Source organism: Achromobacter animicus, assembly GCF_902859585.1.
GTDB classification, from domain to species: Bacteria; Pseudomonadota; Gammaproteobacteria; order Burkholderiales; family Burkholderiaceae_B; genus Achromobacter; species Achromobacter animicus.
The window spans coordinates 124,851-151,452 of record NZ_CADIJM010000006.1; the positions used below are offsets into that span (position 1 = coordinate 124,851).

25 protein-coding genes are annotated in these 26,602 nt (G+C 67.1%); 12 read left to right on the forward strand and 13 right to left on the reverse strand.

Translation table 11 applies throughout. The features are described 5' to 3' along the window. The first annotated feature begins 92 nt into the window (after positions 1 to 92). Positions 93 to 1,340 carry an MFS transporter gene (locus HV681_RS16515; RefSeq protein WP_254594995.1) on the forward strand — a complete coding sequence of 416 codons (1,248 nt, stop codon included), beginning with the start codon at positions 93 to 95 and terminating at the stop codon, positions 1,338 to 1,340. A 24-nt stretch (positions 1,341 to 1,364) separates the two neighbouring features. Here the strand turns inward: HV681_RS16515 and HV681_RS16520 are convergent, their stop codons facing one another. The 6 genes from HV681_RS16520 to HV681_RS16545 form a co-directional block, all read right to left on the reverse strand. Continuing rightward, on the reverse strand, positions 1,365 to 2,375 hold the full coding sequence (locus HV681_RS16520) for a transketolase family protein (protein WP_175124075.1): 1,011 nt from the start codon (positions 2,373 to 2,375) through the stop codon (positions 1,365 to 1,367). Continuing rightward, a complete protein-coding gene (locus HV681_RS16525; RefSeq protein ID WP_175124076.1) occupies positions 2,372 to 3,235 on the reverse strand; it encodes a transketolase in 864 nt (287 codons plus the stop codon). Before HV681_RS16525 ends, HV681_RS16520 begins: the two co-directional genes overlap by 4 nt. Before the next feature lie 28 nt (positions 3,236 to 3,263). Beyond that, positions 3,264 to 4,523, reverse strand: a complete 1,260-nt coding sequence (locus HV681_RS16530; protein WP_175124077.1) for a TRAP transporter large permease — start codon at positions 4,521 to 4,523, stop codon at positions 3,264 to 3,266. Positions 4,524 to 4,536: 13 nt separating this feature from the next. Further along, a complete protein-coding gene (locus tag HV681_RS16535) occupies positions 4,537 to 5,067 on the reverse strand; it encodes a TRAP transporter small permease (protein WP_175124078.1) in 531 nt (176 codons plus the stop codon). A 75-nt stretch (positions 5,068 to 5,142) separates the two neighbouring features. Next, on the reverse strand, positions 5,143 to 6,132 hold the full coding sequence (locus HV681_RS16540) for a TRAP transporter substrate-binding protein (protein WP_175124079.1): 990 nt from the start codon (positions 6,130 to 6,132) through the stop codon (positions 5,143 to 5,145). A 35-nt stretch (positions 6,133 to 6,167) separates the two neighbouring features. After that, positions 6,168 to 6,917, reverse strand: a complete 750-nt coding sequence (locus tag HV681_RS16545) for an SDR family NAD(P)-dependent oxidoreductase (RefSeq protein ID WP_175124080.1) — start codon at positions 6,915 to 6,917, stop codon at positions 6,168 to 6,170. 125 nt (positions 6,918 to 7,042) lie between these two features. On the opposite strand from HV681_RS16545, the gene HV681_RS16550 reads away from it, so the two are divergent. Beyond that, positions 7,043 to 7,939: a LysR substrate-binding domain-containing protein gene (locus tag HV681_RS16550; RefSeq protein ID WP_175124081.1), complete on the forward strand. Its 897-nt coding sequence runs from the start codon at positions 7,043 to 7,045 to the stop codon at positions 7,937 to 7,939. A 32-nt stretch (positions 7,940 to 7,971) separates the two neighbouring features. On the opposite strand, the gene HV681_RS16555 is transcribed toward HV681_RS16550, so the two are convergent. Both HV681_RS16555 and HV681_RS16560 read right to left on the reverse strand, forming a co-directional pair. After that, on the reverse strand, positions 7,972 to 9,741 hold the full coding sequence (locus HV681_RS16555) for an acyl-CoA dehydrogenase (RefSeq protein ID WP_175124082.1): 1,770 nt from the start codon (positions 9,739 to 9,741) through the stop codon (positions 7,972 to 7,974). 35 nt (positions 9,742 to 9,776) lie between these two features. Further along, positions 9,777 to 11,432, reverse strand: a complete 1,656-nt coding sequence (locus HV681_RS16560) for an acyl-CoA synthetase (RefSeq protein WP_175124083.1) — start codon at positions 11,430 to 11,432, stop codon at positions 9,777 to 9,779. Between the two features lie 160 nt (positions 11,433 to 11,592). Between HV681_RS16560 and HV681_RS16565 the strand changes: the two genes are divergently transcribed. Further along, the gene (locus tag HV681_RS16565) at positions 11,593 to 12,303 is read left to right on the forward strand and encodes a Crp/Fnr family transcriptional regulator (RefSeq protein ID WP_175124084.1); all 711 of its coding nucleotides are present in this window, start codon (positions 11,593 to 11,595) and stop codon (positions 12,301 to 12,303) included. A 6-nt stretch (positions 12,304 to 12,309) separates the two neighbouring features. On the opposite strand, the gene HV681_RS16570 is transcribed toward HV681_RS16565, so the two are convergent. Then, positions 12,310 to 13,044: an aspartate/glutamate racemase family protein gene (locus tag HV681_RS16570; protein ID WP_175124085.1), complete on the reverse strand. Its 735-nt coding sequence runs from the start codon at positions 13,042 to 13,044 to the stop codon at positions 12,310 to 12,312. Between the two features lie 256 nt (positions 13,045 to 13,300). On the opposite strand from HV681_RS16570, the gene HV681_RS16575 reads away from it, so the two are divergent. Then, positions 13,301 to 15,586: a nitric-oxide reductase large subunit gene (locus HV681_RS16575; protein WP_175124194.1), complete on the forward strand. Its 2,286-nt coding sequence runs from the start codon at positions 13,301 to 13,303 to the stop codon at positions 15,584 to 15,586. Between the two features lie 111 nt (positions 15,587 to 15,697). Next, the gene (locus tag HV681_RS16580) at positions 15,698 to 16,537 is read left to right on the forward strand and encodes an SUMF1/EgtB/PvdO family nonheme iron enzyme (protein ID WP_175124086.1); all 840 of its coding nucleotides are present in this window, start codon (positions 15,698 to 15,700) and stop codon (positions 16,535 to 16,537) included. A gap of 87 nt (positions 16,538 to 16,624) precedes the next feature. Here the strand turns inward: HV681_RS16580 and HV681_RS16585 are convergent, their stop codons facing one another. Then, on the reverse strand, positions 16,625 to 17,485 hold the full coding sequence (locus tag HV681_RS16585) for a Crp/Fnr family transcriptional regulator (RefSeq protein ID WP_254594996.1): 861 nt from the start codon (positions 17,483 to 17,485) through the stop codon (positions 16,625 to 16,627). A gap of 191 nt (positions 17,486 to 17,676) precedes the next feature. Between HV681_RS16585 and nirK the strand changes: the two genes are divergently transcribed. Both nirK and HV681_RS16595 read left to right on the forward strand, forming a co-directional pair. Beyond that, entirely contained in the window at positions 17,677 to 18,759 is a 1,083-nt protein-coding gene (gene nirK, locus HV681_RS16590) for a copper-containing nitrite reductase (RefSeq protein ID WP_175124087.1), read from the forward strand. 71 nt (positions 18,760 to 18,830) lie between these two features. Further along, a complete protein-coding gene (locus HV681_RS16595) occupies positions 18,831 to 19,157 on the forward strand; it encodes a c-type cytochrome (RefSeq protein ID WP_175124088.1) in 327 nt (108 codons plus the stop codon). A gap of 73 nt (positions 19,158 to 19,230) precedes the next feature. Here the strand turns inward: HV681_RS16595 and HV681_RS16600 are convergent, their stop codons facing one another. Further along, positions 19,231 to 19,854, reverse strand: coding sequence for a LysE family translocator (locus HV681_RS16600; RefSeq protein ID WP_175124089.1), 624 nt, complete (start codon positions 19,852 to 19,854; stop codon positions 19,231 to 19,233). Between the two features lie 126 nt (positions 19,855 to 19,980). On the opposite strand from HV681_RS16600, the gene gorA reads away from it, so the two are divergent. Next, positions 19,981 to 21,339, forward strand: coding sequence for a glutathione-disulfide reductase (gorA, locus tag HV681_RS16605; protein ID WP_175124090.1), 1,359 nt, complete (start codon positions 19,981 to 19,983; stop codon positions 21,337 to 21,339). 57 nt (positions 21,340 to 21,396) lie between these two features. Here the strand turns inward: gorA and HV681_RS16610 are convergent, their stop codons facing one another. Further along, positions 21,397 to 22,218, reverse strand: coding sequence for a DUF72 domain-containing protein (locus tag HV681_RS16610; RefSeq protein WP_175124091.1), 822 nt, complete (start codon positions 22,216 to 22,218; stop codon positions 21,397 to 21,399). Between the two features lie 152 nt (positions 22,219 to 22,370). Between HV681_RS16610 and HV681_RS16615 the strand changes: the two genes are divergently transcribed. After that, positions 22,371 to 23,003 carry a LysE family translocator gene (locus HV681_RS16615; protein ID WP_175124092.1) on the forward strand — a complete coding sequence of 211 codons (633 nt, stop codon included), beginning with the start codon at positions 22,371 to 22,373 and terminating at the stop codon, positions 23,001 to 23,003. Then, positions 23,003 to 23,299, forward strand: a complete 297-nt coding sequence (locus HV681_RS16620; RefSeq protein ID WP_175124093.1) for a hypothetical protein — start codon at positions 23,003 to 23,005, stop codon at positions 23,297 to 23,299. Before HV681_RS16615 ends, HV681_RS16620 begins: the two co-directional genes overlap by 1 nt. A 6-nt stretch (positions 23,300 to 23,305) precedes the next feature. On the opposite strand, the gene pdxR is transcribed toward HV681_RS16620, so the two are convergent. Beyond that, complete coding sequence (gene pdxR, locus HV681_RS16625) at positions 23,306 to 24,799, reverse strand: MocR-like pyridoxine biosynthesis transcription factor PdxR (protein ID WP_175124094.1); 1,494 nt, start codon at positions 24,797 to 24,799, stop codon at positions 23,306 to 23,308. A 126-nt stretch (positions 24,800 to 24,925) separates the two neighbouring features. Between pdxR and HV681_RS16630 the strand changes: the two genes are divergently transcribed. Both HV681_RS16630 and HV681_RS16635 read left to right on the forward strand, forming a co-directional pair. Next, positions 24,926 to 25,678, forward strand: a complete 753-nt coding sequence (locus HV681_RS16630; protein ID WP_175124095.1) for a GNAT family N-acetyltransferase — start codon at positions 24,926 to 24,928, stop codon at positions 25,676 to 25,678. Further along, a complete protein-coding gene (locus HV681_RS16635; protein ID WP_175124096.1) occupies positions 25,669 to 26,553 on the forward strand; it encodes a DMT family transporter in 885 nt (294 codons plus the stop codon). The genes HV681_RS16630 and HV681_RS16635 overlap by 10 nt, the downstream gene beginning before the upstream one ends. The last annotated feature ends 49 nt before the right edge of the window (positions 26,554 to 26,602 follow it).

A 26,602-nucleotide genomic window follows, 5' to 3' on the forward strand; every position in this document is an offset into this window, starting at 1 on the left:
GCGGGCTCCTTGCGGCTTTTCAGAACAAAGTTGGTTGCATTATAAAACCTGTAGGTCTAGCATTCTGGTTTTGTAATAAAACCAGATTAATCATGAACCCGACCGCCCGATCCGACCCGCCCGAAGGCGATGCGACCCCCTCGATGCCGCCCGCGCTGGTTTTCCTGCTGGCAGCGGCGTGCGCGCTCAGCGTCGCCAACGTGTATTACGCGCAGCCGTTGCTCGACGCCATCGGCCGCGAATTCCGCCTGGACCAGGCGGCCGTGGGCATCGTCATCACCGCCACCCAGCTGGGCTGCGCGCTGGCGCTGTTCTTCGTGGTGCCGCTGGGCGACCTGCTGGATCGGCGGCGGCTGATGCTGGGGCAGTTGGGACTTCTGGTGCTGGCCTTGGCCGCGGTGGCGGCGTCTGCGAACGCACCGTGGCTGCTGGCCGGCATGGTGGCGTTGGGATTGCTGGGCACGGCGATGACGCAGGGCCTGCTTGCGCTGTCCGCGGCGCTGGCGGCGCCTGCTGAGCGCGGACGCGTCGTGGGGGCGGCGCAGGGCGGGGTGGTGATCGGCCTGTTGCTGGCGCGCACCTTGGCTGGCGCGCTGGCGGACCTGTGGGGCTGGCGTGCGGTGTATGTGGCGTCGGCCATTCTGTCGGCGGTGCTGGCGCTGGTGCTGGTCCGCTGGCTGCCGCGGCGGCAGTTGCCGGTGGCCGGGCTGGGCTACGGCGCGCTGTTGCGTTCCGTCTTCACGTTGCTGGTCACGGAACGCGTGCTGCGCGTGCGCGGCATGATCGCGCTGTTGATGTTCGCCGCGTTCAGCGCGTTCTGGACCGCGCTGGTGCTGCCGCTGAGCGCGCCGCCGCATTCGCTGTCGCACACGGCGGTGGGGGCGTTCGGACTGGTCGGGGTGGTGGGCGTGCTGATGGCGGCGCGCGCCGGCCGTCAGGCCGACGCCGGTCATGGCCAGCGCACCACCGCGATCGGCCTGGCGCTGCTATGCATGGCATGGGTGCCGATCGCCTTGCTGGACCACAGCCTGTGGCTGCTGGCGCTGGGCGTGCTGGCGCTGGACCTGGCGCTGCAGGCGCTGCACGTGACCAATCAGGCGATGATCTTCAGCATCAGCGCGCAGGCGCACAGCCGGCTGGTGGCCGGCTACATGATGTTCTACGCGGTGGGCAGCGGCCTGGGGTCGATTGCCGCGACCGCCGTGTACGCCAGCGCAGGCTGGCTGGGCGTGTGTGTGCTGGGCGTGGGCATCAGCGTGGCGGCGTTGGGGTTCTGGGCGGCGACGGTGCCGCGCGGCGCGCGCGCGGTGTGTCCCGCTGACGGACAGGCGCGCATCTAGCCGCGCGCGCCCGCCGTTTTCCGATCACGCCAGCCAGCGCTTGATGCGGCCGGCCAGCGCTTCGCGGCTGATGCCGTAGCGGTCATGCAGGGTGGGCAGGGCGCCGGCATCCAGGAACGCGTCCGGCAGCCCGGCCAGCTGGAACCCGGCCGGCTGTACACGGTGCCGCAGCAATGCGCTGGCCACCGCTTCGCCCAGTCCGCCGATCACCGAATGGTTCTCGGCCACGACCACCAGCCGGTGCTTGTAGCGCACCGCCTCGACCAGGCTGGCCTCGTCCAGCGGCTTGATGGTCGGGCTGTGCATCACCGCCACGCCGATGTTGTCGCGCGCCAGGTCCTCGGCGGCTTCCAGCGCGCGCATCGTCATGATGCCGCTGGCAATGATGAGCACGTCGCTGCCTTCGCGCAGCATCTTTGCCTTGCCCAGCTCGAACCGGTAGCCCTCGATCTCGTCCAGCACCAGCGGCACCTGGCCGCGCAGCAGGCGCATGTACACCGGGCCCTGGTGCTCGGCGATCTGCGGCACGGCCTGTTCGATGTCCAGCGCGTCGCACGGATCGACGATGGTCAGGCCGGGAATGCCGCGCATCATCGCCAGGTCCTCGGTGGCCTGGTGGCTGGGGCCGTAGCCGGTCGTCAGCCCGGGCAGCGCGCAGCAGATCTTGACGTTGAGGTTCTCCTCGGCGATGACCTGATGGATGAAATCGTAGGCGCGCCGCGTGCCGAACACCGCATAAGTCGTGGCGAACGGCACCAGGCCTTCCTTGGCCATGCCGCCCGCCGCGCCCATCAGCAGCTGTTCGGCCATGCCCATCTGGTAGAAGCGCTCGGGATACGCCTGCGCGAACAGGTGCAGGTCGGTGTATTTGGCCAGGTCGGCCGTCAGGCCCACGACGTCCGGACGCGATTCCGCGTACGCGACCAGCGCCTTGCCGAAGGGCGCCGCGCGGACGCGCTGCCCCTCCGAGGCAATCGACGCGATCATCGCGGACGTGGTGAGGCGGGGCTTTTGCTGGGTGCTGGCGCTGCTCATGACCAGGCTCCTTCGGTCGTGGGGGTGGGGCGGTTCTGGTCCAGGATGTCGAGCGCCTGTTGCCATTCCGGCGGGTCGACGCGGATGAAGTGGTTTTTCTCGCGTTGCTCAAGAAACGGGATGCCTTTGCCCATCCGGGTATCGAACAGGATGACGCGCGGCTTGGCGTCGGGCAGCGCGCGCGCGGTATCGAACGCCTGCACGACGGCGGGCAGGTCGTTGCCGTCCACGCGCTGCACGTGCCAGCCAAAGGCCGCCCACTTGTCAGCCAGCGGCTCAAATCCCATCACCTTGCCCGACGGGCCGTCCGCTTGCTGGTTGTTGATGTCGACCAGGCAGATGAGGTTGTCCAGTTCGTGATGCGCGGCGCCCATCGCCGCTTCCCAGGTCGAGCCTTCGTCCAGCTCGCCGTCCGACATGGAGTTGTAGACGAAGGCCGGATTGCGCTTGTGCTTGAGCCCCAGCGCGATGCCGACGCCGATGGACAGGCCCTGGCCCAGCGATCCGCCCGAAATCTCCATGCCCGGCGTGTAGGTCGCCATGCCGGACATGGGCAGGCGGCTGTCGTCGCTGCCATAGGTGTCGAGTTCGCTCTCCGGGATGACGCCGGCCTCGATCAGCGCCGCGTAGTGGGCAATGGCGTAGTGGCCATGCGACAGGAGAAAGCGGTCGCGGCCTTCCCATTGCGCGTCGCCCGGCAGTACGTTCATGGCGTGGCGGTAGGCGACTGCCAGCACGTCGGCCCAGCCGAGCGCCTGGCCGATGTAGCCCTGGCCCTGGACTTCGCCCATGCGGACCGCGTAGCGGCGGATGCGCCAGGCGGCGGACGCCAGTTCGCTCAAAGATTTGGACTTCTCCATTCGAAGCTCCCTATTCATGGTGTGGGGTTCATTTCAGGATGCTGGCGGGCACGTAGGACACCAGTCCCAGCACCGCAAAGGCGACCAGATAGAAGGGCGCCAGCTCGCGCACGGTCTGGCCGACCTTCACTTTGGCCAGTGCACTGGTGATGAAAAGCGTGGTGCCGACGGGTGGCGTGTACAGGCCGATGGCCAGGTTCACGACCATCATCACGCCCAGCTGCGTCATGTCCATGCCGATGCTCTGCGCCAGCGGCACGAACACGGGCGCCAGCAGCAGCACGGCGGCGGGCAGGTCGATGAACATGCCCAGAAACAGCATCATCAGGTTCATCAGCAGGATGACCAGCCATTTGGCGTGGACGTTTTCCTGGACCCAATGCGCGATGCCCTGCGGCGTCTGGTCGAAGGTCAGCAGCCAGCCGATGGCCGATGACGCCATGATCACCAGCAGGACCACGCCGGTCGCCAGCCCCGCGTGGACGATGGCGGCATTGAGCCGCGACCACGACAGATCGCGGTACATCACGGCCGACACCAGGCCCGCGTAGAACGTGGACAGGACCGCGACCTCGGTCGGCGTGGCAATGCCGAACCGCAGGAACACGATGATCAGCAGCGGCAGGACGACGGCGGGCAAGGCATACAGCAGGTGCCGGCGGAACGCCGCGCCATTGAAGGGCGACGTGTCGCGGGGAAAGTTGCGGCGGCGGCCCACCCACCAGCAGGCCAGCATGAAGCCGCCGCACAGCAGCAGACCGGGCAGAATCCCCGCGACGAACAGCGACGCGATCGACGCATTGGCGGTAAGGGCGAACAGGATCAACGGGATCGACGGCGGAATCAGGATGTCGATGGTGGCGGCGGCGGCCAGCGTGGCGGCCGAGAAGGCGGCCGGGTAGCCCAGCCGCTTATGCCACGGAATCATCAGCGAGCCGATGGCCGACGCATCCGCCACCGCCGAGCCCGACACGCCGCCGAACAGCGTGGACGACAGCACGCCGACCTGCGCGGGTCCGCCGTGATAGCGGCCGATCAGCGCGGACAGCACGCCCACCAGCGCTTCGCCGAGCTTGCCGCCCATCATCAGCGACCCGGTCAGCATGAAGAACGGAATGGCGATCAGGGGAAAACTCTGCACCTGCGAGACCATCTGCTGGACCACCACGTCCAGCGGCACGCGGTCCGTGCTGGCGACGGCCGCCATGGCGGCGACGAGCAAGGCGTGGGCGATGGGCATGGCCGCAACGGCGGCGCCCATGAAAACGATCAGAATCAATGCACTCATGGCTGTTCTCCCGTCACCAGTGCACGGCAGGCGCCTGCGGCTCGCCGTCGGGCTGCGCCGCGGCGTCGCGGCAATGCCAGCTCTGCCACGCCGACTGCCCCGCCAGCACGGCGAGCAGCAGCATGCCGCCCATCACGCACCCGTAGGTGAGCGAGCCGGGCATTTGCAGGATGGGGGATTTTTCGTCGTGGACGATCTCGATCATGTTGAACGTCGCCCAGGACAGGGTGGCGTACAGGACGGCGACCACGCTCCAGGCCACGGCCGCGACCACGCGGCGGGCATGAGCCGGCAAGGCGTCCATCAGGAACGTGGTGGCGATATGCGCGTTGTGCAGCGCGGCCAGCACGACCCCTGACATGACGAGCCAGGGAAAAAGCAGTTCGGGGATCTCGTTGGCCCATTCCAGGCTTGAACCGGTTGCGTATCGCAGTGCGGTGTTGACGACGAGGATCACGAAGATCACCGTGGTGGACAGCCACAGGATCACGCGGCATATGCCGTCGATGACCCTGCCGACCAGTCCGTGTCGATCGGTATTCATGTTGTCTCCTGCCTTGTGGCCGGTCCGCCGCCGTGCCGTCGCGAGGGACGGGACGGCGGCGGCCGAAAGGACATATCAGTTGCCGCGCGCCGCGGCCAGAACCTTCTTCACGTACGGGCCGATGGGACCGGCCAGCCATTTTTCGTCGACCGGCGCGGTGGCCTTGGCGAAGGCGGCGGTGTCCGGCGTCGTGACCTGCACGCCCTTGGCTTTCAGATCGGCCAGCAGCCGCGTGTCGGCGTCCCGGCTCAGCTTGCGCTGAAAGGCCGACGCTTCGTCGGCGGCTTCACGCACGGCCTTGCGGTCGGCGTCGCTCAGCCGGTCCCAGGTGCGCTTGCTCATCAGGAACGGCGTCATCTGGAACTGGTGATTGGTCATCGCCAGGTGCTTCTGCACTTCGTACAGCTTGCTGGCCTCGAAGTTCACCAGCGGATTCTCCTGGCCGTCCACCACGCCCTGCTGCAACGCCACATACAGTTCCGCGAACTTGATCTGCTGCGCCTGCGCGCCCAGGGCGTTCATGATGTCGACCAGCGTCGCGTCGGGCGGCACCCGCATCTTCAGGCCCTTCATGTCCTCGACCTTGTTGATGGGATGCTTGCTGTTGGTCATCTGGCGGATGCCGTTGTCCCAGGTGCCCAGCAGGATCAGGTTTTTGGCGGCCGATTTGTCGGCCAGCTCCTTGCCCAGCGGCCCGTCCAGCAGCTTGAATGCCGCGCTGGCGTCCGGGAACAGGAACGGCATGCCGAAGGCGGCGTACTCCGGCACGGCGGCGGCGACGGCGCCCTGGGAGTTGGCGCTCATGTCCAGGGCGCCCGTGCGCAGCGCAGTGACCATGGCGGCGTCGTCGCCCAACTGCGCGGACGGCGCGACCTGGACTTCGATGCGCCCGCCTGTCTTTGCCTTCAGCACCTCGGCAAACTTCACCGAGGCGTCGTGGCGGGGATTGCCGACGGCTGCGCCGTGGCCCAGCGTCAGCTTGAGGTTTTGCGCCTGCGCCGCCAGCGGCAGCAGGGTGGCGGCGGCCAGGACCAGGCCCGCCTGAAGCATTTTTCTGCTTTTCATGATGTCTCCTCCAATTTTTTGTGGGGTGCTGCGGATCAGTGAATCAACATGCCTCCGTTGACGTCCAGCGTGATGCCCGTGCAGTACGCCGACAGGTCGCTCGCCAGGAACACGCACGCGCCCGCCACGTCGTCCGCCCGGCCCAGGCGTGCCAGCGGGATGGTGCCTTCGATGTCGGCCTTGCGCTCGGCGGACAGCTTGCCTTGCGTGATGTCGGTTTCGATCAGCCCGGGTGTGATGCAGTTGATCCGGATGCCGTCGCCGCCGAACTCGCGCGCCATGGCCCGCGCCAGGCCCAGCACGCCTGCCTTCGCGGCGGAGTAGTGCGGTCCGCCGAAGATGCCGCCGCCGCGTTGGGCCGATACCGACGAGATGCAGACGATGGACCCCGAACGTTGCGCCTGCATGGCGGGAAGGGTGGCCTGCGACAGGTAAAGCGTGCCGCGCAGGCTCACGTCCAGGATGCGGTCGTAGTCCGCGCCGGTGATTTCCAGCGTCTTGACCGGCTGCGTAATGCCGGCGTTGTTCACCAGGATGTCGATCCTGCCGAACGTCTTGACGGCCTGTTCGATGGCTGCGATGCAGGCCGTCTTGTCGGTCACGTCCGCCACCAGCCCCAGATGGCCGTCGCCCAGCCGGGCGGCGGCGCTGGCGGGCGCGGCGCGTTCCAGGTCCAGGATCACCACGCGCGCGCCGTGCGCAGCCATCTGGCGGGCGGTGGCAAATCCCAGTCCGTTGATTCCTGCGCCGCCGGAAATCACGGCCACCTTGTCCTTGAGCAACATCTGTCTTCCTCCTGTCCTTGTTATGGAATCGATGCGGACCATTCTGGAGGCCGTCTAGCATTAAGACAAACGATGTGTCATCAGTCTAAGATGACGAATCGTCATCTGAAGTCAGGGACAACCCCATGCCTGCGCTGCCGCCCATCGTCAACCTGCTGGCGTTCGAAGCCGTGGCGCGCCGCCGCAGCTTTGCCATTGCCGCTACCGAATTGCACCTGACTGCGTCGGCGGTCAGCCACCAGATTTCGCGGCTGGAATCGGACCTGGGCGTGCGCCTGTTCGAGCGCAGCGCGCACGGGGTGCGGCTGAGCAGCGCGGGCGAACAATACCTGGTGCGAATCGGCGGGGCGCTTGCGGCGATCTCATCGGCCACCGAAGACCTGCGCCAGGGCGTCAGCAACAGCCTGTATGTGCACTCCGCGCCCAGCATCGCCAGCTTGTGGCTGATGCCGCGGCTGCGGCGGTTTGCCGAGGCGCATCCGCACGTGGCGCTGAACCTGTCGGCCGCGCATTCGCACAGTGATTTCGCGCTGGGGCAGTCGGATATCGACATCCGCTACGGCGTGCCGCATTGGGATGATGTGGTGGTGGAGCCGCTGTTCGAAGAACGGATACTGCCGCTGGCCAGCGCGGCGTTCATTCGCGAACACGGCATCAAGCGCATCGAACAGTTGCTGGACGTGCCGCTGATCCAGAGCAACGTCAGCGTCATTCAGTGGTCCGACTGGTTCGGGCGCTATTCGGAACGGCGTGCGCCGGATCACTTCACGATCCGCTTCGACCGTGCGCAGATGTCGCTTGACGCGGCGGCGCAGGGATTGGGCGTGGCGCTGGAAAGCGCCACCATTGCCGGCATGCATCTGGCGCAGGGCAGCCTGCAGCCGGTATTTGGAATGGCCAAGGCCATTGCGGTGAAGGCGCACTTTGCCGTCTACCCGGCGCGGCACGCCAAGCGTCCTTCCGTGGAGGCTTTTCTTGCCTGGATCCACGCCGAGGCAGCCGCGACGGCGATCACCCGCTGAGCCCGGCCCGCGCGAGCAGCCGGGGCAATGCGTCACGGCTGCACGTCGTACTCGGCTGTGCCCAGCACGACCGCCGCCAGGCCCGGCGCCTGCGTCAGCTTGTGCAGCGCAAAGGCTTGCGCGGTGGCGATCTTGGCGTTGTGGAAGTCCGGGTCTTCAGCCTGCAGGTCCAGGCTGGCAAGCAGGGCGCGGGCCATCTGCCAGCCGGCGAACGTCGTGCCTGCCAGCAGCAGGTAGGGCACCGCGGCGCCAAAGACCGCATTGGGATTGCCGGCCGCGTTGGCAAGAATGAACTCGACCGCGCTGGCCAGCGCTTCGCGGGCCTCGCGCAGCGGCTTGAGCATGCGGCCGGCGGCCGGCTCGGTGCGGGCCTGAAGGTCGGCTTCGGTCTGACGCACCGCGTCCAGCAGGGCGCGCGCCACGGCGCCGCCGTCGCGCAGCGTCTTGCGGCCGACCAGGTCGTTGGCCTGGATGGCGGTCGTGCCTTCGTAGATGGTCAGGATGCGGGCGTCGCGGTAGAACTGCGCGGCGCCGGTCTCTTCGATGAAGCCCATGCCGCCATGGACCTGCACGCCCAGGCTCGCGACATCGATCGACATCTCGGTGCACCAGCCCTTGACGATCGGCACCAGGTATTCCTGGATCGCCAGGTGGCGCTTGCGCGTGTCGGCGTCGGGACTGGCGTGGGCCAGGTCGGCATGGCCGGCGGTCACGTAGGCCAGCGCGCGGCCCGCTTCGGTCAGGGCGCGCATCGTGCCCAGCATGCGGCGCACGTCCGGGTGCTGGATGATGGGCACGGCGTCGCGCGACGAGCCGTCCACCGGGCGGCTCTGCACGCGCTCGGCGGCATAGGCCAACGCGTGCTGGTAGGCGCGATCGGCGATGGCGATGCCCTGAACGCCCACCGCGTAGCGGGCGGCGTTCATCATGATGAACATGGCGTCCAGGCCGCGGTTTTCCTGGCCGACCACGTAACCCAGCGCGCCGCCGGCGTCGCCGAACTGCAGCGTGCAGGTGGGGCTGGCCTTGATGCCCAGCTTGTGCTCGATGGACACGCAGGTCACATCGTTGCGCGCGCCCAGCGAGCCGTCTTCATTGACCAGGAACTTGGGCACCAAAAAGAGCGAAATGCCCTTCACGCCCTCGGGCGCATCAGGCAGGCGGGCCAGCACCAGATGCAGGATGTTCTCGGCAAGGTCGTGCTCGCCATAGGTGATGAAGATCTTGGTGCCGGACAGGCGGTAGGTGCCGTCGCCTACCGGCTGGGCGCGCGTGCGGACCATGGCAAGGTCCGAGCCGGCCTGCGGCTCGGTCAGGTTCATGGTGCCCGTCCATCGGCCGGAGATCATGGGGCCGATGAAGCGCTCGCGCAGCTCGGGCGAGCCAGCCGTCATCAGGGCTTCGATGGCGCCGTTGGTCAGCAGCGGGCACAGCGCGAACGACAGGTTTGCGGCGTTCAGCATTTCAGAGCACGGCGAGCCGATCAGCCCGGGCAGCCCCTGGCCGCCGTATTCGGCAGGGTGGGACAGGCCCTGCCAACCGGCGTCTGCATATTGGCGGAAGGCCTGCTTGAAGCCGGGGGCGGTGGTTACCGCGCCATCCTGCCAGGTGCTGGGCGCCTTGTCCGCCGGGTGGTTCAACGGCGCCAGGACTTCGGCGGCGAAGTGGGCGGATTCTTCCAGCACGGCTTGCGCGGTGTCGGGCGTGGCCTCCTCGAAACCGGGCAGGGCGGCCACCTGCGGCAGACCGGCCAGATGGTTCAACACGAACAGCATGTCTTTCACGGGGGCTTGGTACGTCATGGCGTAGGCGCTCCTGGTTTTATGGGTTAAGCGGATCAGGCCGGCTTGCCGGGGTCGGCCACGTCGATCGCGGACGTGGCGCCGACCGCGGCGCGCAGCTCGAATTTCTGGATCTTGCCGGTGGAGGTCTTGGGCAGGTCACCGAAGCGTACCGCGCGCGGCACCTTGAAGCCGGACAACAGCAGCTTGCAATGCGCGATGATCTCTTCGGCGGTGGCGGTGCAGCCGGGCTTGAGCTCGACGAAAGCGCAGGGCGTCTCGCCCCATTTGGGATCGGGCATGGCCACCACGGCCACGGCCGCCACGGCGGGATGCCGGTACAGCGCGTCCTCGACTTCGATGCTGGAGATGTTCTCGCCGCCCGAGATGATGATGTCCTTGCTGCGGTCCTTGATGCGAACATAGCCGTCGGCCGTCATCACGCCCAGATCGCCGGTGTGGAACCAGCCCCCGGCAAAGGCGTCCTCGGTCGCGCGCGCGTTCTTCAAGTATCCCTTCATGCAGATGTTGCCGCGGAACATGACCTCGCCGATGGTTTCCTCATCGCGCGGCACTTCGGCCATCGTTTCCGGGTTGCGCACCGACACGCCGGCCTGCAGGTGATAGCGCACGCCCTGGCGCGCGGTCAGCAGCGCGCGGCGCTCGGGGTCCAGCGCGTCCCAGGCGTCCTGGTGCGCGCAGACGGCGGCCGGTCCGTAGACTTCGGTCAGGCCATACACGTGGGTCAGCTCAAAGCCGATCTCCCGCATCTTGTCGATGACGGCTGGCGCAGGCGCGGCGCCCGCCACCATGGTGCGCACGGTATGCGTGATGCCCGCGCGCAACTCGGCCGGCGCGTTGGCCAGCGCGCTCTGCACGATGGGCGCGCCGCAGTAGTGGGTGACGCCTTCGTCGCGGATCAGGTCGAACACCGTCTTGGGATCGAACTTGCGCAGGCACACGTTCACGCCCGCACGCGCCGCGATGGTCCAGGCGAAGCACCAGCCGTTGCAATGAAAGAGCGGCAGCGTCCACAGGTAGACGGGATGCTTGGGCATGTCCCATTCGAGGATGTTGCTGACCGCGTTCAGGTAGGCGCCACGGTAGTGATAGACCACGCCCTTCGGGTCGCCCGTGGTGCCGGACGTGTAGTTCAGCGCGATGGCGTCCCATTCGTCGGCGGGCGGCTTCCAGTCGTAGGTGGCGGGCGCGGCGGCCAGGAAATCTTCGTAGTCGGCGGCGCCCGGCAACGTGGCGGCGGCGCCTTCCAGGTCGTGCACCGAGATGACTTTCAGGTGCGGGAATTCGGCACGCGCGCGCTGCGCAACGTCGGCGTATTCGGTGTCGATGATGAGCGCGCGGGCCTCGCCGTGGCCCAGCATGAACAGCACGCTGGGCGCGTCCAGCCGCGTGTTCAACGTGTTCAGCACGGCGCCCAGCATGGGCACGCCGAAGTGCGTTTCCACCATGGCGGGGATGTTGGGCAGCATGACGGCAACCGTGTCGCCGCGCTGGATGCCGGCCTGCGCCAGCGCGCCGGCCAGGCGCTGGGCACGCTCATAGGTCTGCGCCCACGTGCGACGGATCTTGCCGTGGACGACGGCCAGCTTCTGGCCATAGACATGCGCCGCGCGGGCGATGAAATCCACCGGGGTCAGGGCTTCGTGATTGGCTTCGCGGCGCGCAAGGCCGTGATCGAACATGCCGGTCATGCTTGTCTCCAATGGGGCGGGGTGGCCCCTTATCCAGGTCTGCGGGGTTTGATCCCCGTCGCTTGCCCTAGCTTATGGCCGGCCGGAAAATGGCGTCTGTCGCCTGCATGACAGACCCCCGGCCGGCGGCGCAATCCCCAAGTTTTACACGGTTCTTCCCATGTCCGATGTTTCAAACACAGTTTCCCCCGACGAACTGCCGGCGCTGTTCCGGGCCTGTCCGTGGTTCGGTGCGCTGGAGGCACGGCATCAGGACCTGGTGCTGGCGACCTCGCGCGCGGAACTCGTCGGCAGCGGGGCGTGGATTGCGCGGCGCAATGCGCCGTCGGACTACTGGCTGGGAGTGAGCCGCGGGCTGCTCAAGCTGGCGATCTACAACGAGTCCGGCCGCAGTTGCACGTTTTCCGGTGTGCCGCCGGGCGGCTGGTTCGGAGAGGGCAGCGTCATCAAGCGCGAGCTGCGCAAGTACGACGTGGTCGCCATCCAGCCGTCGCTGGTGATGCTGGTGCCCGCTGCAACCTTCCATGCGCTGCTGTCGGCGAGCCTGCCTTTTTCGCACTTTGTCATCGGCCAGTTGAATGACCGCATGGGCGAGTTCATCGCGTCCATCCAGAACCACCGTTTGCTCGATGCCGACGCGCGCGTGGCGCAGTCGCTGGCTCAGCTGTTCAATCCGCAGCTGTATCCGTCCACCGACCTGACCTTGGCCATTTCGCAGGAAGAACTGGGGTATCTGACCGGTCTGTCGCGTCAGCGGGTCAACCAGGCGCTGCAGACGCTGGCCGACCAGGGAATGCTGGCGCTGGCGTACAACCAGATCAAGGTGCTGGACCTGGGCCGGTTGCGGCAGTACGGGCTGGATCAGCTCTGACGGGAATCAGGGCGCCGTGCCGCCCCGCGCAACGTCAAAGGCGGGGGCTAGCGCACGGTCCAGCGCGGCGCGCGCCAGCAGGCGGGTCGAGTCGAGCGTGGGCAGGGCGCAATTGCCGTCGTTCAGCACCAGCGGCAGTTCGGTGCAGCCCAGCACGACCGCGTCGCAGCCGTCGTCTTTCAGGCGTTCGACGATGCCTTGCAACTGCGCCACCGACGCGGGCTTGATCACACCGTAGACCAGCTCGTCCATGATGATGCGGCCCAGCAGCAGGCGGTCGTCCTGCGGCGGCCGCGCGTAGTCCAGGCCACGTGCCGCCAGGTCCGCGGGGTAGACGTCGCTGTCCACCAGCCAGTGCGTGCCCAGGATGCCGATCCGCCGGTAACCGCGCGCCGCCGCCACGGCGGCGACCTCCTGCGCGATGTGCAGCCACGGCCGCGGCGAGTCCGCCACGACGCGGTCCAGCGCCTGGTGGATGGTGTTGTCCGGGCAGATCAGGAAATCCGCGCCGGCGCGGGCCAGCTTGTCCGCCGACGACAACATCAGGGCGGCAACGCCGTCCAGGTCGCGGGCGTCCAGGCAGGCGACGTAATCCGCCAGCGAATGGGTGTGTAGCGAAATCTCGGGATGGGCGTGCGGGCCCATGCGCTGCGCGCCTTCGGCGCACAAGGTGCGGTAGCAGAGCGCGGCGCCCTCGGCGGAGCAGGCGACGATGCCGATGTGCAGCGGCGTGGCATTCATCCAGTCGATTCCTTCTTCAGGGTCCGGGTAGCCGGACGGCGGGGAACAGGTCGGGCGTGATCGATTGTAGGGGTGGCAGCCGTTAGGGTATTGCAGGGTCAAATTCACCTCGTGGCGGTGATTTATACCCGTCCGGCCAACAGTAAAAAAAACCACGCCGAATCCAAGCTGTTGATTCGGCGTGGTTTTTTTCTGGCACGGATTTCGCATGAAGACACGTACCCAACCAACCGCAACACAGGAGGGCGTTCCCATCATGGGTCCGTATCGGAAATTATGGTTCACGTTGATCGCCGTGGTGGCGATCACATTTGCGCTGCTAGGCTTCTACGGCGGCGAGGTCTACCGCCAGGCGCCGCCCATTCCCGGGCAGGTCGTGACGTCCGATGGCCGCGCGCTGTTCGGCCGCGAAGACATCCTGGACGGGCAGACCGCCTGGCAATCCGTCGGCGGCATGCAGCTTGGCTCGATCTGGGGCCACGGCGCGTACCAGGCGCCTGACTGGACGGCCGACTGGCTGCATCGCGAACTGACCGCCTGGCTGGACCTGGCCGCGCGCGACGAGCACGGTCAGGCCTACGCCCAACTTCCCGCGCCGCAGCAGGCCGCACTGCGCGAAGCGCTCAAGGCCGAGTACCGCGCCAATCGCAGCGACGCAGCCACCGACACGCTGACCATCACGCCGCGCCGCGCGAAGGCCATCGAACAGACGGCGGCTTACTACGAGCAGTTGTTCTCCGATGCGCCCGCCCTGCAAGGCAGCCGCGAGAGCTTCGCCATGAAGGAAAACACGCTGCCCGACGCCAAGCGCCGCACGCAGCTGACGCATTTCTTCTTCTGGACGGCCTGGGCGGCCGCCACCGAACGCGAAGGCATGTCGGTCACCTACACCAACAACTGGCCGCACGAACCGCTGATCGGCAACCAGCCCAGCGCTGAAAACGTCATGTGGTCCATCATCAGCGTGGTTGTGCTGCTGGCGGGCATCGGCTTCCTGGTCTGGGCCTGGGCCTTCATGCGTGGCCAGGAAGAAGAAGAGCCGCAAGCGCCCGCGCGCGATCCGCTCACCGCCTTTGCCCTGACGCCCTCGCAGCGCGCCCTGGGCAAGTATCTGTTCCTGGTCGTGGCGCTGTTCGGCTTCCAGGTGCTGCTGGGCGGTTTCACCGCGCACTACACCGTTGAAGGGCAGAAGTTCTATGGCATCGACGTCTCGCAGTGGTTCCCGTATTCGCTGGTGCGCACCTGGCACATCCAGAGCGCCCTGTTCTGGATCGCAACGGGCTTTCTGGCCGCCGGCCTGTTCCTGGCCCCGCTGATCAACGGCGGACGCGACCCCAAGTTCCAGAAGGTCGGCGTCGACATCCTGTTCTGGGCGCTGGTGCTGGTCGTGGTCGGCTCGTTCGCCGGCAACTACCTGGCCATTGCGCAGATCATGCCGCCCGAGCTGAATTTCTGGCTGGGTCACCAAGGCTATGAATACGTCGACCTGGGCCGTCTGTGGCAGATCGGCAAGTTTGCCGGCATCTGCTTCTGGCTGGTGCTGATGCTGCGCGGCATCGTGCCCGCGCTGCGCACGCCGGGCGGCGACAAGAACCTGCTGGCGCTGCTGACGGCCTCCGTCGGCGCCATTGGTCTCTTCTACGGCGCCGGCTTCTTCTACGGCGAACGCACCCACCTGACCATCATGGAGTACTGGCGCTGGTGGATCGTCCACCTGTGGGTCGAAGGCTTCTTTGAAGTGTTCGCCACCACGGCGCTGGCCTTCATTTTCTCGACCCTGGGTCTGGTGTCGCGCCGCATGGCAACCACCGCCAGCCTGGCCTCGGCCTCGCTCTTCATGCTGGGCGGCATTCCCGGCACGTTCCACCACCTGTATTTCGCGGGCACGACCACGCCCGTGATGGCCGTCGGCGCCAGCTTCTCGGCGCTGGAAGTCGTGCCGCTGATCGTGCTGGGCTACGAAGCCTGGGAAAACTGGCGCCTGAAGACCCGCGCCGCCTGGATGGACAACCTGAAGTGGCCGCTGATGTGCTTTGTGGCAGTGGCGTTCTGGAACATGCTGGGCGCTGGCGTCTTCGGCTTCATGATCAACCCGCCGATCTCGCTGTATTACATCCAGGGCCTGAACACCACGCCGGTGCACGCGCATGCCGCGCTGTTCGGGGTGTACGGCTTCCTGGCGCTGGGCTTCACGCTGCTGGTGCTGCGCTACATCCGTCCGCAGTATGCGTTGAACCCGGGCCTCATGAAGCTGGCGTTCTGGGGCATGAACATCGGTCTTGTACTGATGATCTTCACCAGCCTGTTGCCGGTGGGCCTGATCCAGTTCCACGCCAGCGTCAGCGAAGGCATGTGGTACGCCCGCAGCGAAGCCTTCATGCAGCAGGACCTGCTCAAGACCCTGCGCTGGGGCCGCACGTTCGGCGACGTGGTGTTCCTGCTGGGCGCGCTGGCGATGGTGATGCAGGTGATCCTGGGCCTGCTCAGCAGCAAGCCTGCGCTGGTCGAGCCGCGGCTCACGCCCAAGGCCGCGCGCGGCTGATCCCGGCGCCCTCGCGACTTTGCGCCAGCGCAACGTTGCGAAGGCGGCCTCCCGGTCCAATGGAAGCCAAGCCTGCGCCGGTTCGGCGCGGGCGCTTCGGAGAAACTCCGCATGCGCTTCCTGCCGATCGCCGCCGCCCTTTCAATATTGTTGACCGCTTGCGGGCCCGCAGACCGGGCCCGCTTTGCATTGCCGGAACTGACGCGGCTGCCGCCCGGCGAGGTCACCCATCAGCCGCCCGGTGATGCCCTGCGTAACGGATATCCCGTCACGCCCGCGCCGGTCACCACGCGGCATCCACGCGGTGTCGCCATCATGACGCGTCAGGTCAGCCAGGCGGAATACGCGGCGTGCGTGGCCGCCGGCGCCTGCAAACCGCTGGACGCGGAACACCGCAAGGACAATTCTCCGGACCTGCCCGCCACGGGCATCAGCTGGTCGGACGCCTCGGCTTACGCGGCGTGGTTGTCCGGGTCGACGGGTCAACGCTATCGATTGCCGCGCTACGCGGAATGGATCTATGCGGCGGGCGAGGCGTATCGCGAAGAAACACCGCCCGCGGCCTTGCAGGACGACAACCAGGATCCCAACGACCCCGCGCAGCGCTGGCTGGCCGAATACGAACAGGAAAGCCGCCGCAGCGGGCAGGGCGCCGAAACCGCGGTGCGGCCGTTCGGCCAGTACGGCGCCAACGCGGCGGGCGTCAAGGACATGGCGGGCAGCGTGTGGGATTGGACTTCGGACTGTCACTCACGCCGCGTGCTGGACGCGGGAACGGGGGCGGAGTCGCCGGAAGACGCCGACCTGAGCCGCAACTGCGGCATCCGCGTCGCGGCGGGGCGGCACATCGCGTATCTGCCGGATTTCATCCGCGACCCCAAGAGCGGCGCCTGTTCAGTCGGCGTGCCGCCCGCCAACCTGGGGGTGCGGCTGGTGCTCGAAGAGGGCTAGGCCGCACAGGCGGCACTGTACACGCGGCACTGCAGTCGCTGCACTGCAGTCGCGGCGGATGCGGGCAGTGAGCCCGCGCTCGCCAAGCTAGTGCGCAGCCAGTTCAGCAGCCGTGCGATCGCCGGCCGTATGACCGGCAGCCGCACGATCGGCGGCCGTACGAGCGACGCCTTTGATTTTCATGGCGGCGTCGGCATCCGTTGCCGGCGAGCCGCTGCGGCACGACAGACACGACGCGCAGTCCATGGCGGGCTGCGCGTTTTCGGACAGCCGGGTCAGCGCCGCGGGCGACCGCAGCACGATGCGCTTGCGGCCGCTGCTGACGATGCCGCGCTGCTTCCAGTCGCTGAGCAGGCGGCTGACCGTATGCAGCGTGGTGCCGGTCATCTCGGCCACGTCCTGGCGCGTGATGGGAAAGCTGATCCCGATGCCGTCGTGCGTGGGCTGCCCGGATTGCTGGACCAGCCGCAGGATGGCGCGCGCGACGCGTTGCTCGACTTCGTCGGTGGACAATTCCTGGATGCGGATGTGCGCGTCCTGCAGGCGTTGCCCCATGGTCTGCAGCGCGATCGCACCCAATTGCGGGTGGCTGGCCATGAAGCTTTCCCAGGCTTCTGCCGGCCATGCCAGGCAGACGCTTTCCTGCACGGCCAGCACGCTGGCCGGATAACAGGACTGCCGCATGGCGCAAGCCAGGCCAAACATATCGCCCGGATTGACATATCTCACGACAACTTGGTCGCCTTCCGATGTAATTTGTGTGACCTTGAGGCAGCCGTGCAGCAGCACGAAGAAATGGGCGCCTTCCGCACCCTGGCGGTAGGCGGCTTCGCCGGCTTCAAGACGGCATGGAACGGCGTCTTTCAGTGCGGCATCAAGCTGCGTATCGGACAACGGCCTGAACAGGTCCAGGTTGCGCAGCAGGGCATGGCATAAGGGCGATGGCATGGCGGTCCGCTTATGGGCGTGGTGAAATTTTCCACGCGTCGATGGTGACACCTGGGGGTCACCCTGACAACGTGTGGGCGCTCGCAGGGTTATCCCGAATTTGCGCTACAGCAAAGAACGCGATCGCTCGCGGTTCTTCAATGGAGGTGCCGACAGACTCGGCTTTGAAGAAACCGAAAGAGGAGTAGCACATGAACGCGTTGCGCCCCACCTTGCTTGCCGCCGCCCTGATGTTCTCGATGGCAGGCGGTCTGGCTTCCGCCCAGAATGCGGACACGCTGCCGCGCGCCAAGGTTACGCTGGTTGCCCCGCCGATGGTCCATCCGCATGAGCAGGTGGCCAAGTCGGGACCCAAGGTTGTCGAATTCACCATGACCATCGAAGAAAAGAAGATGGTCATCGACGGTAAGGGCACCACGCTGCAGGCCATGACTTTCAACGGATCCATGCCCGGCCCCACGATGGTCGTGCACGAGGGCGACTACGTGGAGCTGACCCTGGTCAATCCCAAGACCAACGCCATGCCGCACAACGTCGACTTCCACGCCGCGACGGGCGCGCTGGGCGGCGCCAAGCTCACCAACGTGAACCCCGGCGAACAGGCCACGCTGCGCTTCAAGGCCGACCGCGCCGGCACCTTCGTCTATCACTGTGCCCCTGAAGGCATGGTGCCGTGGCACGTCGTGGCCGGCATGAGCGGCACGATCATGGTGCTGCCGCGCGATGGCCTGAAAGATCCGCAGGGCAAGTCGCTGAAGTACGACCGCGTCTACACGATCGGCGAGTTCGACCTCTACATCCCCAAGGACGCCAACGGCAAGTACAAGGACTACGCGACCCTCGCCGAAAGCTACGGCGACACGGTGGAAGTCATGCGCAAGCTGACCCCGTCGCACATCGTCTTCAACGGCAAGGTCGGCGCACTGACGGGCGACAACGCCCTCACCGCCAAGGTCGGCGAAACCGTGCTGCTGATCCATTCGCAAGCCAACCGCGACACGCGCCCGCACCTGATCGGCGGCCACGGCGACTGGGTCTGGGAAACCGGCAAATTCAACAACCCGCCCGAAAAGGACCTGGAAACCTGGTTCATTCGCGGCGGTTCCGCCGGGGCGGCGCTGTACACGTTCAAGCAGCCCGGCGTGTACGCCTACCTGAACCACAACCTGATCGAAGCCTTTGAACTGGGCGCGGCCGGGCACATCAAGGTCGAGGGCAAGTGGAACGACGACCTGATGAAGCAGATCAAGGCGCCGGGTCCCATCCCGCAGTAATGGCCGGCCGGCAAGGCGCGCGCGGCGCGTCTTGCCGGGTTGTTCCCCTTCTAGAGCCTGGAATCTCCCCCATGCCCAAATTTGCTCGACTCTTTTTTGCCCTTGCGCTGACGGGCCTGCCCGTCCAGCATGCCGCGGCTGACACCGTTGCCGCCGTCAATCCCGCCGGCGAAAAACTCTACAAGTCCGCCTGTGTCGTCTGCCATGCCAGCGGCGTGGCCAATGCCCCCAAGCTGGGCGACAAGCAGGCCTGGACGCCTTTCCTGGCGCAGGGCACGGACGCGCTGATGCTTACCGTGCTCAAAGGCAAGGGCGCCATGCCGCCGCGCGGCGGCTCGGCCGCTGACGACGCCACGCTACGTGCCGCGGTGGAATACATGATGGCTGCGGCAAAGTAACGCGTAACCTGGCGCGGCGCGGATTGAAACGCGCGGGATGCCGGCCGCGCGTTTCGCCGTGCTTTTCGTCACGCTACGCGCGGCGGGCCAGCAAGGCCCACACCCCGGCGGCCGACAGCAGCGCGCCGCCACCCAGGTTGAAGCCGCGCTGCGCGCGCGGCGACGCCAGCATGCGCCGGGCCGATCCCGCAAAGATCGCATAGGCCGCGGCATTGATGCCGGCGCAGGCGACAAACGTCGCTGACAACACCCACAACTGCTGCGTCACGTCTCGTGCCGGATCGATGAACTGCGGCAGGAAGGCCACGAAGAAGATCATGCCCTTCGGATTCAGCGCGGTCACCAGGTAAGTGTTGGCGAACAGCTTCCAGCGCGAACCCGCCGCCGTCGCAACGGGCAGCGTGGCGGGCGACACGCCGGCGCGCAGCAGCCGGTAGCCGAGATACAGCAGGTACAGGCCGCCAATGGTCTTGACCACCGTGAACCAGAACGCGGATGCGGCAAGCAGCGCGCCCAGGCCCAGCAGCGACAGCACCAGGGCGGTGGAATCGCCCAGCGCCACGGCCAGCACCAGCGGCAGGCGGGCGCGCTTGCCGTGCGTAAGCGAATAGCTGATGACGGTAAGAATGGTGGGTCCGGGCAGCATGACGAGCAGGGCGGAAGCGCCCAGGAAGGCCAGCCAGGTTTCGAGCGACATGGAAGGAACTCCGTATGAAGGGCCAGCGCGCGTGGCCGGCTGCGGCCAATGTATTCCAACCGTGGTGTTAAATACAGCTTTCCCGGACAGTGAACGCCGGCCCCCTGGCCGCGCGAAGGAAACCCCATGGCATTTGACTTTGACCTGTTTGTGATCGGCGCGGGCTCGGGCGGCGTACGCGCGGCCCGCTTTTCCGCCAGTTTCGGTGCGCGCGTGGCGGTGGCGGAAAGCCGCTACCTGGGAGGCACGTGTGTGAACGTGGGCTGCGTGCCCAAGAAACTGCTGGTCTACGGCGCGCACTACAGCGAAGACTTCGAGCAGGCGCACGGTTTTGGCTGGAGCGCGGACGCGCCCAAGTTCGACTGGCCCACGCTGATCGCGAACAAGAACCGCGAGATCGAGCGCCTGAACGGCATCTACCGCAACCTGCTGGTCAACAGCGGCGTGACGCTGCTTGAAGGCCACGCGCGCATCGTCGATCCGCACAAGGTCGAAATCAACGGCAAGACCTATAGCGCCGAACACATTCTGGTGGCAACGGGCGGCTGGCCGCAGGTGCCCGACATTCCCGGCAAGGAACTCGCCATCACCTCCAACGAGGCCTTCTTCCTGAAGGACCTGCCGCGCCGCGTGCTGGTCGTGGGCGGCGGCTACATCGCCGTGGAGTTCGCGTCCATCTTCAACGGCATGGGCGCGCAGACCGTCCAGTCGTATCGCGGCCCGCTCTTCCTGCGCGGCTTTGACCTGGGCGTGCGCGAGCACCTGCGCGACGAACTGGTCAAGAAGGGCATCGACCTGCGCATGAACACCGAGGTCGCGCGCATCGACAAGCGCGCCGACGGATCGCTGGCCGCCACCTGCAAGGATGGTTCCGTCATCGAGACCGATTGCGTGTTCTACGCCACGGGCCGCCGTCCGATGCTGGACAACCTGGGGCTGGAAAACACCGGCGTGAAGCTGCGCGAAGATGGCTTCATCGAGGTCGATGACGAATACCGCACCGCGGAGCCGTCCATCCTGGCCATCGGCGACGTGATCGGCCGCGTGCCGCTGACGCCCGTGGCGCTGGCCGAAGGCATGGCGGTGGCGCGGCGCCTGTTCCGCCCGCACGAATACCGCAAGGTCGACTACAAGCTGATCCCCACTGCGGTATTCAGCCTGCCCAACATCGGCACGGTGGGCCTGACCACCGAAGAGGCGCGCGAAGCCGGCTTCGAGGTCCGGTTGTTCGAAAGCCGCTTCCGCCCCATGAAGCTGACGCTGACCGAATCGCAGGAACGCACGCTGATGAAGGTGATCGTCGACGCGCAGACCGATCGCGTGCTGGGCGTGCACATGGTGGGTCCGGAGGCGGGCGAGATCGTGCAGGGACTGGCCGTGGCGCTGAAGGCGGGGGCGACCAAGGCGGTGTTCGACGACACCATCGGCATCCATCCCACGGCAGCCGAAGAGTTCGTGACGATGCGCACGCCCGTCGCGGAATAGCGCCTGTGAACCGGCGAGGCCGCAAGCGCCAGATGGCACGAGCGGCGCGCGCCGGCGCTACAGGCGTTGAATCATCGCGCGCGCCGCTGCCGGCGCGCGTTCTTTTGCGCCATTGATGAAGTACGCGAAGACGTCCTGCGATTTTTTCCCGGAGTCCGCTTTGCCGATAAGCGGCAGGTCGTCCGGGTCCGCGCCGCGTGACCAGATCCGGAATCGCTCCGCCCAGGCGTCCAGCGCCTTGGGCGCGTAACCGGCCTTGTAGGCCGTGCTGGCGCGCATCAGCCGCGCGTAGACAAAGTCCGCCGTCCGATCGGCGATGGCGGGAAACTCGTCGCTATCGGTGTACACGGTCGCCGCGCGATGGCGGCGCGCAAGGGCCACGTATTCCTCGCAGGCGAAACTGGCATGGCGCACGTCCAGCGCGTGCCGCAACGGCAAACCGTCCACCTTGTCCGGCAGCAATTCCAGGAAGGCGCCAAAATCCTCCGGGTCGAACTGTTTGGTCGGCGCGAACTGCCAAACGATGGGCCCCAGCTTCGGTCCCAGTTCGGCGATGCCGCTGTTCACGAACTTGGCAATCGAGTCCTTGGCGCCCGCCAGTTCGCGCCGGTTGGTCGAATACCGCGATGCCTTCAGCGAAAAGACGAAGTCGTCGGGCGTTTCATCGCGCCACTTGGCGAAGGTGGCGGGCTTCTGGGTGCCGTAGTAGGTGCCGTTGATCTCGATGGCCGTGACCTGCCGGCTGGCGTATTCCAGTTCGCGCGCATGGGGCAGGTCGTCGGGATAGAAGACGCCGCGCCACGGTTCGAAGGTCCAGCCGCCGATGCCGACTCGGATCGCGGCGGGGCTGTCTGCCGGGGACGGATGACGTTTCGGCATGGGCTGCGCTCCACAGGAAAGGTCGAGCGGTCCACTGTATCGCCGGCGCGACGAGCCGCCAACCCCGCCCGAAAATTCCGCTGTTCCGATACAGTTTTCGGCTAAGGTGTGCAGTCACGACCCGACTTCTGACCGGCGCGCGCCGGCACTCCATGCCTGACCTGACACATCTGCTGACTTTCGCCCTGGTAGCGCTGGGCATGGTGCTCACGCCTGGGCCCAACATGATCTACCTGGTGTCGCGCTCGATCTCGCAAGGGCCGCAGGCCGGCCTGATTTCGCTGGGCGGGGTGGCGGTGGGGTTCATCTTCTACGTGGCCTGTGCGGCGTTCGGCATCACTGCCTTGCTGATGGCTGTGCCCTATGCCTACGACGCGCTGCGCATCGGCGGGGCGCTTTACCTGCTCTACATGGCGTGGCAGGCGATCCGTCCGGGCGGCCGCTCGCCGTTCCAGGTGCATGACCTGCCCAAGAGCAGCCCGCGGCAATTGTTCACGATGGGTCTGCTCACCAATCTGCTCAATCCCAAGATCGCCGTCATGTACGTGTCGCTGCTGCCGCAATTCATCCAGCCCGACCACGGCAGCGTCTTCACCCAGTCGCTGGCGCTGGGCATGACGCAGGTCGTGATCAGCTTGTCGGTGAACGCCATGATCGCCATCATGGCCGGCTCCATTGCCGGGTTCCTGGCGGGCCGTCCGCTGTGGATGGTGGTGCAGCGCTGGCTGATGGGCACCGTGCTGGCCGGCCTGGCCGTGCGCATGCTTGTGGATACGCGCCGCTGATGCCCGCCGACGACGGATTTTTCGCGACGCTGGGCGGCATGCTTGGCGAGGGCCTGCGCGCCATCGTTGCAGGGATCAAATGGCTGCTCGGCGGGCTGGGCGGCGCGCTGGCCGATTTCTATGGCGGGCTGGCCGGCGCGATGGGCATGAGCCCGTCGATCTTCAATCTGGTGTTGCTGGCGCTGGGCCTGATGTTTCTGTGGGGCGCGATCAAGGCGCTGCTGCGGCGGTCCATCCTGGGTTTTCTGTTCTGGGCGTTCATGACGCTGCTGGTGCTGGGCGGGCTGGTCGACTAGCGCGTCCTAAGCCGCTTTCGCCACCGCCAGCGCCACGTCCCGCAGACGGCGCACCAGCGCCGGAAACCGCTCCGCACCCGTGTTGCCGTAGCCGATCACCAGGCCGTTGTCTTCAATGCGCGGCGTCAGCGCAAACGACGACAGCGCGCCCGGATTCATGCCCAGCTTGCGCGCCTCGGCCACGATCGCCGTGTCGGCATAAGCCGGCGGCAGCCGCACGGTCAGGTGCAGGCCGCAGTGCCCGCCCAGGACCTCGTGCTCGATCCCCAGATGCAAGGCCAGCGCCTCGCGCAGCGCCGCCTGGCGTTCGCGGTACAGGCGCCGCATGCGGCCCAAATGGCGCGAGAACTGGCCGTTTTCAATGAATGCGGCCATGGCCAGCTGTTCCAGCCGGTGGCCGCCGCGCTGCATTTCGATGATGGATGGCATGGCTTCGCGCGCCAGGGCTTCGGGCAGCACCAGAAAGCCCAGGCGCAGGGCCGGGAACATCGTCTTGCTGAACGTGCCGACATACAGCACCGGCGCGTCCGGCAGCAGCCCCTGCATGGCGGCGATCGGTTCGCCCTGGTGGCGGAATTCGCTGTCGTAGTCGTCTTCGATGATCCACGCGCCGGCGCGTCGCGCGCGTTCCAGCAGATCGAGCCGGCGGGTCAGCGACAGCACCGCACCGGTCGGGTACTGGTGCGACGGCGTCGTCTGGATCAACCTGGGCGGCTGGCGGGTCCAGGCGCTTTCCGGGATGACAATGCCGTCGGCATCGACGCGCACGGCCACCACATTGAGGTCGCCGGCATGGAAGGCGGACTTGGCGCCGCGGTAGCCGGGGTCTTCCAGCCAGGCGGTATCCCCAGGGTTGGTTAGCAGTTGCACACACAGCGCCAGCCCGCCCTGTGCGCCTTCGGTGATGACGATGCGCGAGGCGTCGCAATGCACGCCGCGCGACACGCGCAGGTATTGAGCGATGGCTTCGCGCAGCGCAGGTTCGCCGGCCGGATGACCGTAGCCCAGCGCGGCGGCCGGCGCCGCCTGCAGGGCGCGGTCCTGCGCGCGGCGCCACGCGTTCACGGGGAATTGCGTCAGCGCGGGCGTGCCGGGCGTCATCGGCAGCGTACCGTCGTGGGTATAGCGCGTGGAGACGATGCGGGAGAGGCGCTGCGCCGTGGCTGGCGGCTGCGCGGAGAGAGGGACCGCCTCGCGCGCGGCGCTGCGGGCGGCGGCGGACAGCGGCGCCACGCGGGTGCCCTGGCGGTCGGCAATCACGTAGCCTTCGGCCGTCAATTGCTCGTAGGCGATCAGCACCGTATTGCGCGAGATGTCCAATTCTTCGGACAGCGCGCGGGACGACGGCAGCTTGCCGCCCGCGGGAAGCTGGCCGGCAAGGATGGCCTGCTTGAGGCGCTGGATAAGCTGGCGCTGGCGCGGCAGCGAACCCGGGCCGCGTGCCAGCGGACTGGACAGCAGCGGGGCAATGGCGGTATCGCCCAATGAAGTTTCGATCATGGCCCTATTAAATTCCAGTTTCGTGGCACTTTTTATGATGCCACGCTTCCGATATCGTGAGGCCCTGAGTGTTGCGCCCGCCACCGTCGGCGGCGCGCCCTGAACCGATTCCCGAGGCACCGCCGCATGCAACCCCGCACCAACGATTTTCAGCAACCCATTGGCCCGGCGCTGCCCGGCTGGACCACGCGTCCGCGTCCGCCGCTTGAACCCGCGCTTGGCCGCTATTGCCGCCTGGAGCCGCTGTCGGCCGAGCGCCACGCGGCAGATCTGTACCAGGCGTTCAGCCAGGCGCCCGACGACAGCGACTGGACGTACATGGGCGTCGGGCCGTTTGCCGACGAGGCTTCCTACCGGACGTTCGCCGAGGCCGCGCAGGCCAGCCCGGACCCGATGCACCACGCCATCATCGACCTTGCGACGGGCCGCGCCGTCGGCACGCTGGCGCTGATGCGCATCGACGCGCCCAACGGCGTCATCGAGGTCGGCTTCGTGTCCTATTCGCGTCAGCTCAAGCGCACGCGCATCGCCACGGAAGCGCAGTACCTGCTGATGCGCCGTGCCTTCGACGAACTGGGCTACCGCCGCTACGAATGGAAGTGCGACAGCCTGAACGCGCCGTCGCGCGCCGCGGCGCTGCGCCTGGGCTTCAGCTTTGAGGGCATCTTCCGGCAGGCCACGGTCTACAAGGGCCGCAGCCGCGACACGGCGTGGTTCTCGATCATCGACAGCGAATGGCCCGCGCTGCGCGCCGCGTACGAACGCTGGCTCAGCCCGGACAACTTCGATGCCGAAGGCAACCAGCGCCAGGGATTGGCATCGCTGATCACCACTGAGCGGGGCAGCAACGCTGGGGGAGACCACGCGGCGTGCGCCTGATCCCGGTGGCATTGGCCCTGTTCTGGGGCCTGAACTGGCCGGCGGTGAAGATCATTCTGTCGATCTTCCCGCCGTTCACCTTGCGCGTGCTGGGACTGGGCAGCGGCGCGCTGCTGCTGTTGCTGCTGGCGGGCGCCAAGCGGCTGCCGCTCTTGCCGCCGCGCAGCGCGTGGCCCGGCATCGCGGTAGGCGGCGTCTTGGCGGTGGCGGTATTCAATCTGGCCGTGGCCTGGGCGCAGCTCAGCACCAGCACGTCGCGCGCGGCAGTGCTGACCTTCACCATGCCGATGATGTCCGCGCTGCTGGCGTGGCTGGTGCTGGGGGAACGCCTGGACCGCCGCCGCGGTCTGGCGCTGCTGCTGGGCGCGTGCGGCGTCGCGGTGCTGGCATGGCCGGTGCTGCAGGCGGTGTTCGGCGGCAACGACGTGGCCGCCGCCAAGGGGCTGGTGTTTCCGCTCGTAGCGGCGTTCGGGTGGGCAGCCGGCACGGTGTATCTGAAGCGCTGGCCCGTCGCGGGCGATCGCATCGTCATCACGGCGTGGCAGCTCGTCGTCGGCGCCGGTTGCGCCCTGGCCGGCGCGTTGATCGCCGGCGAATCCTTTCCCACGCACGGCTGGACCGCCAGCGTCGCGGGGGCGCTCTCGTTTCACATCCTCCTGGGCACTGCGGTCGCGTACTGGCTGTGGTTCGTACTGAGCGAGCGTGTCAGCGCCACCGTCGCCGCGCTGACCACGCTGATGGTGCCGGTCGTGGGCGTGCTGGGCGCGATGGCGCTGGTGGGCGACCGGCCGGCCCCGGCGGACTGGTGGGGGTTTGCGTTCGTGATGGCCGGGGCGGGGCTGATCGTGTTGAACCTGGGTCAGCGGCGCGCCTGACCTGGGTCAAAGGTGCACCTGACCTGGATCAGCGGCGCATCTGACCCAA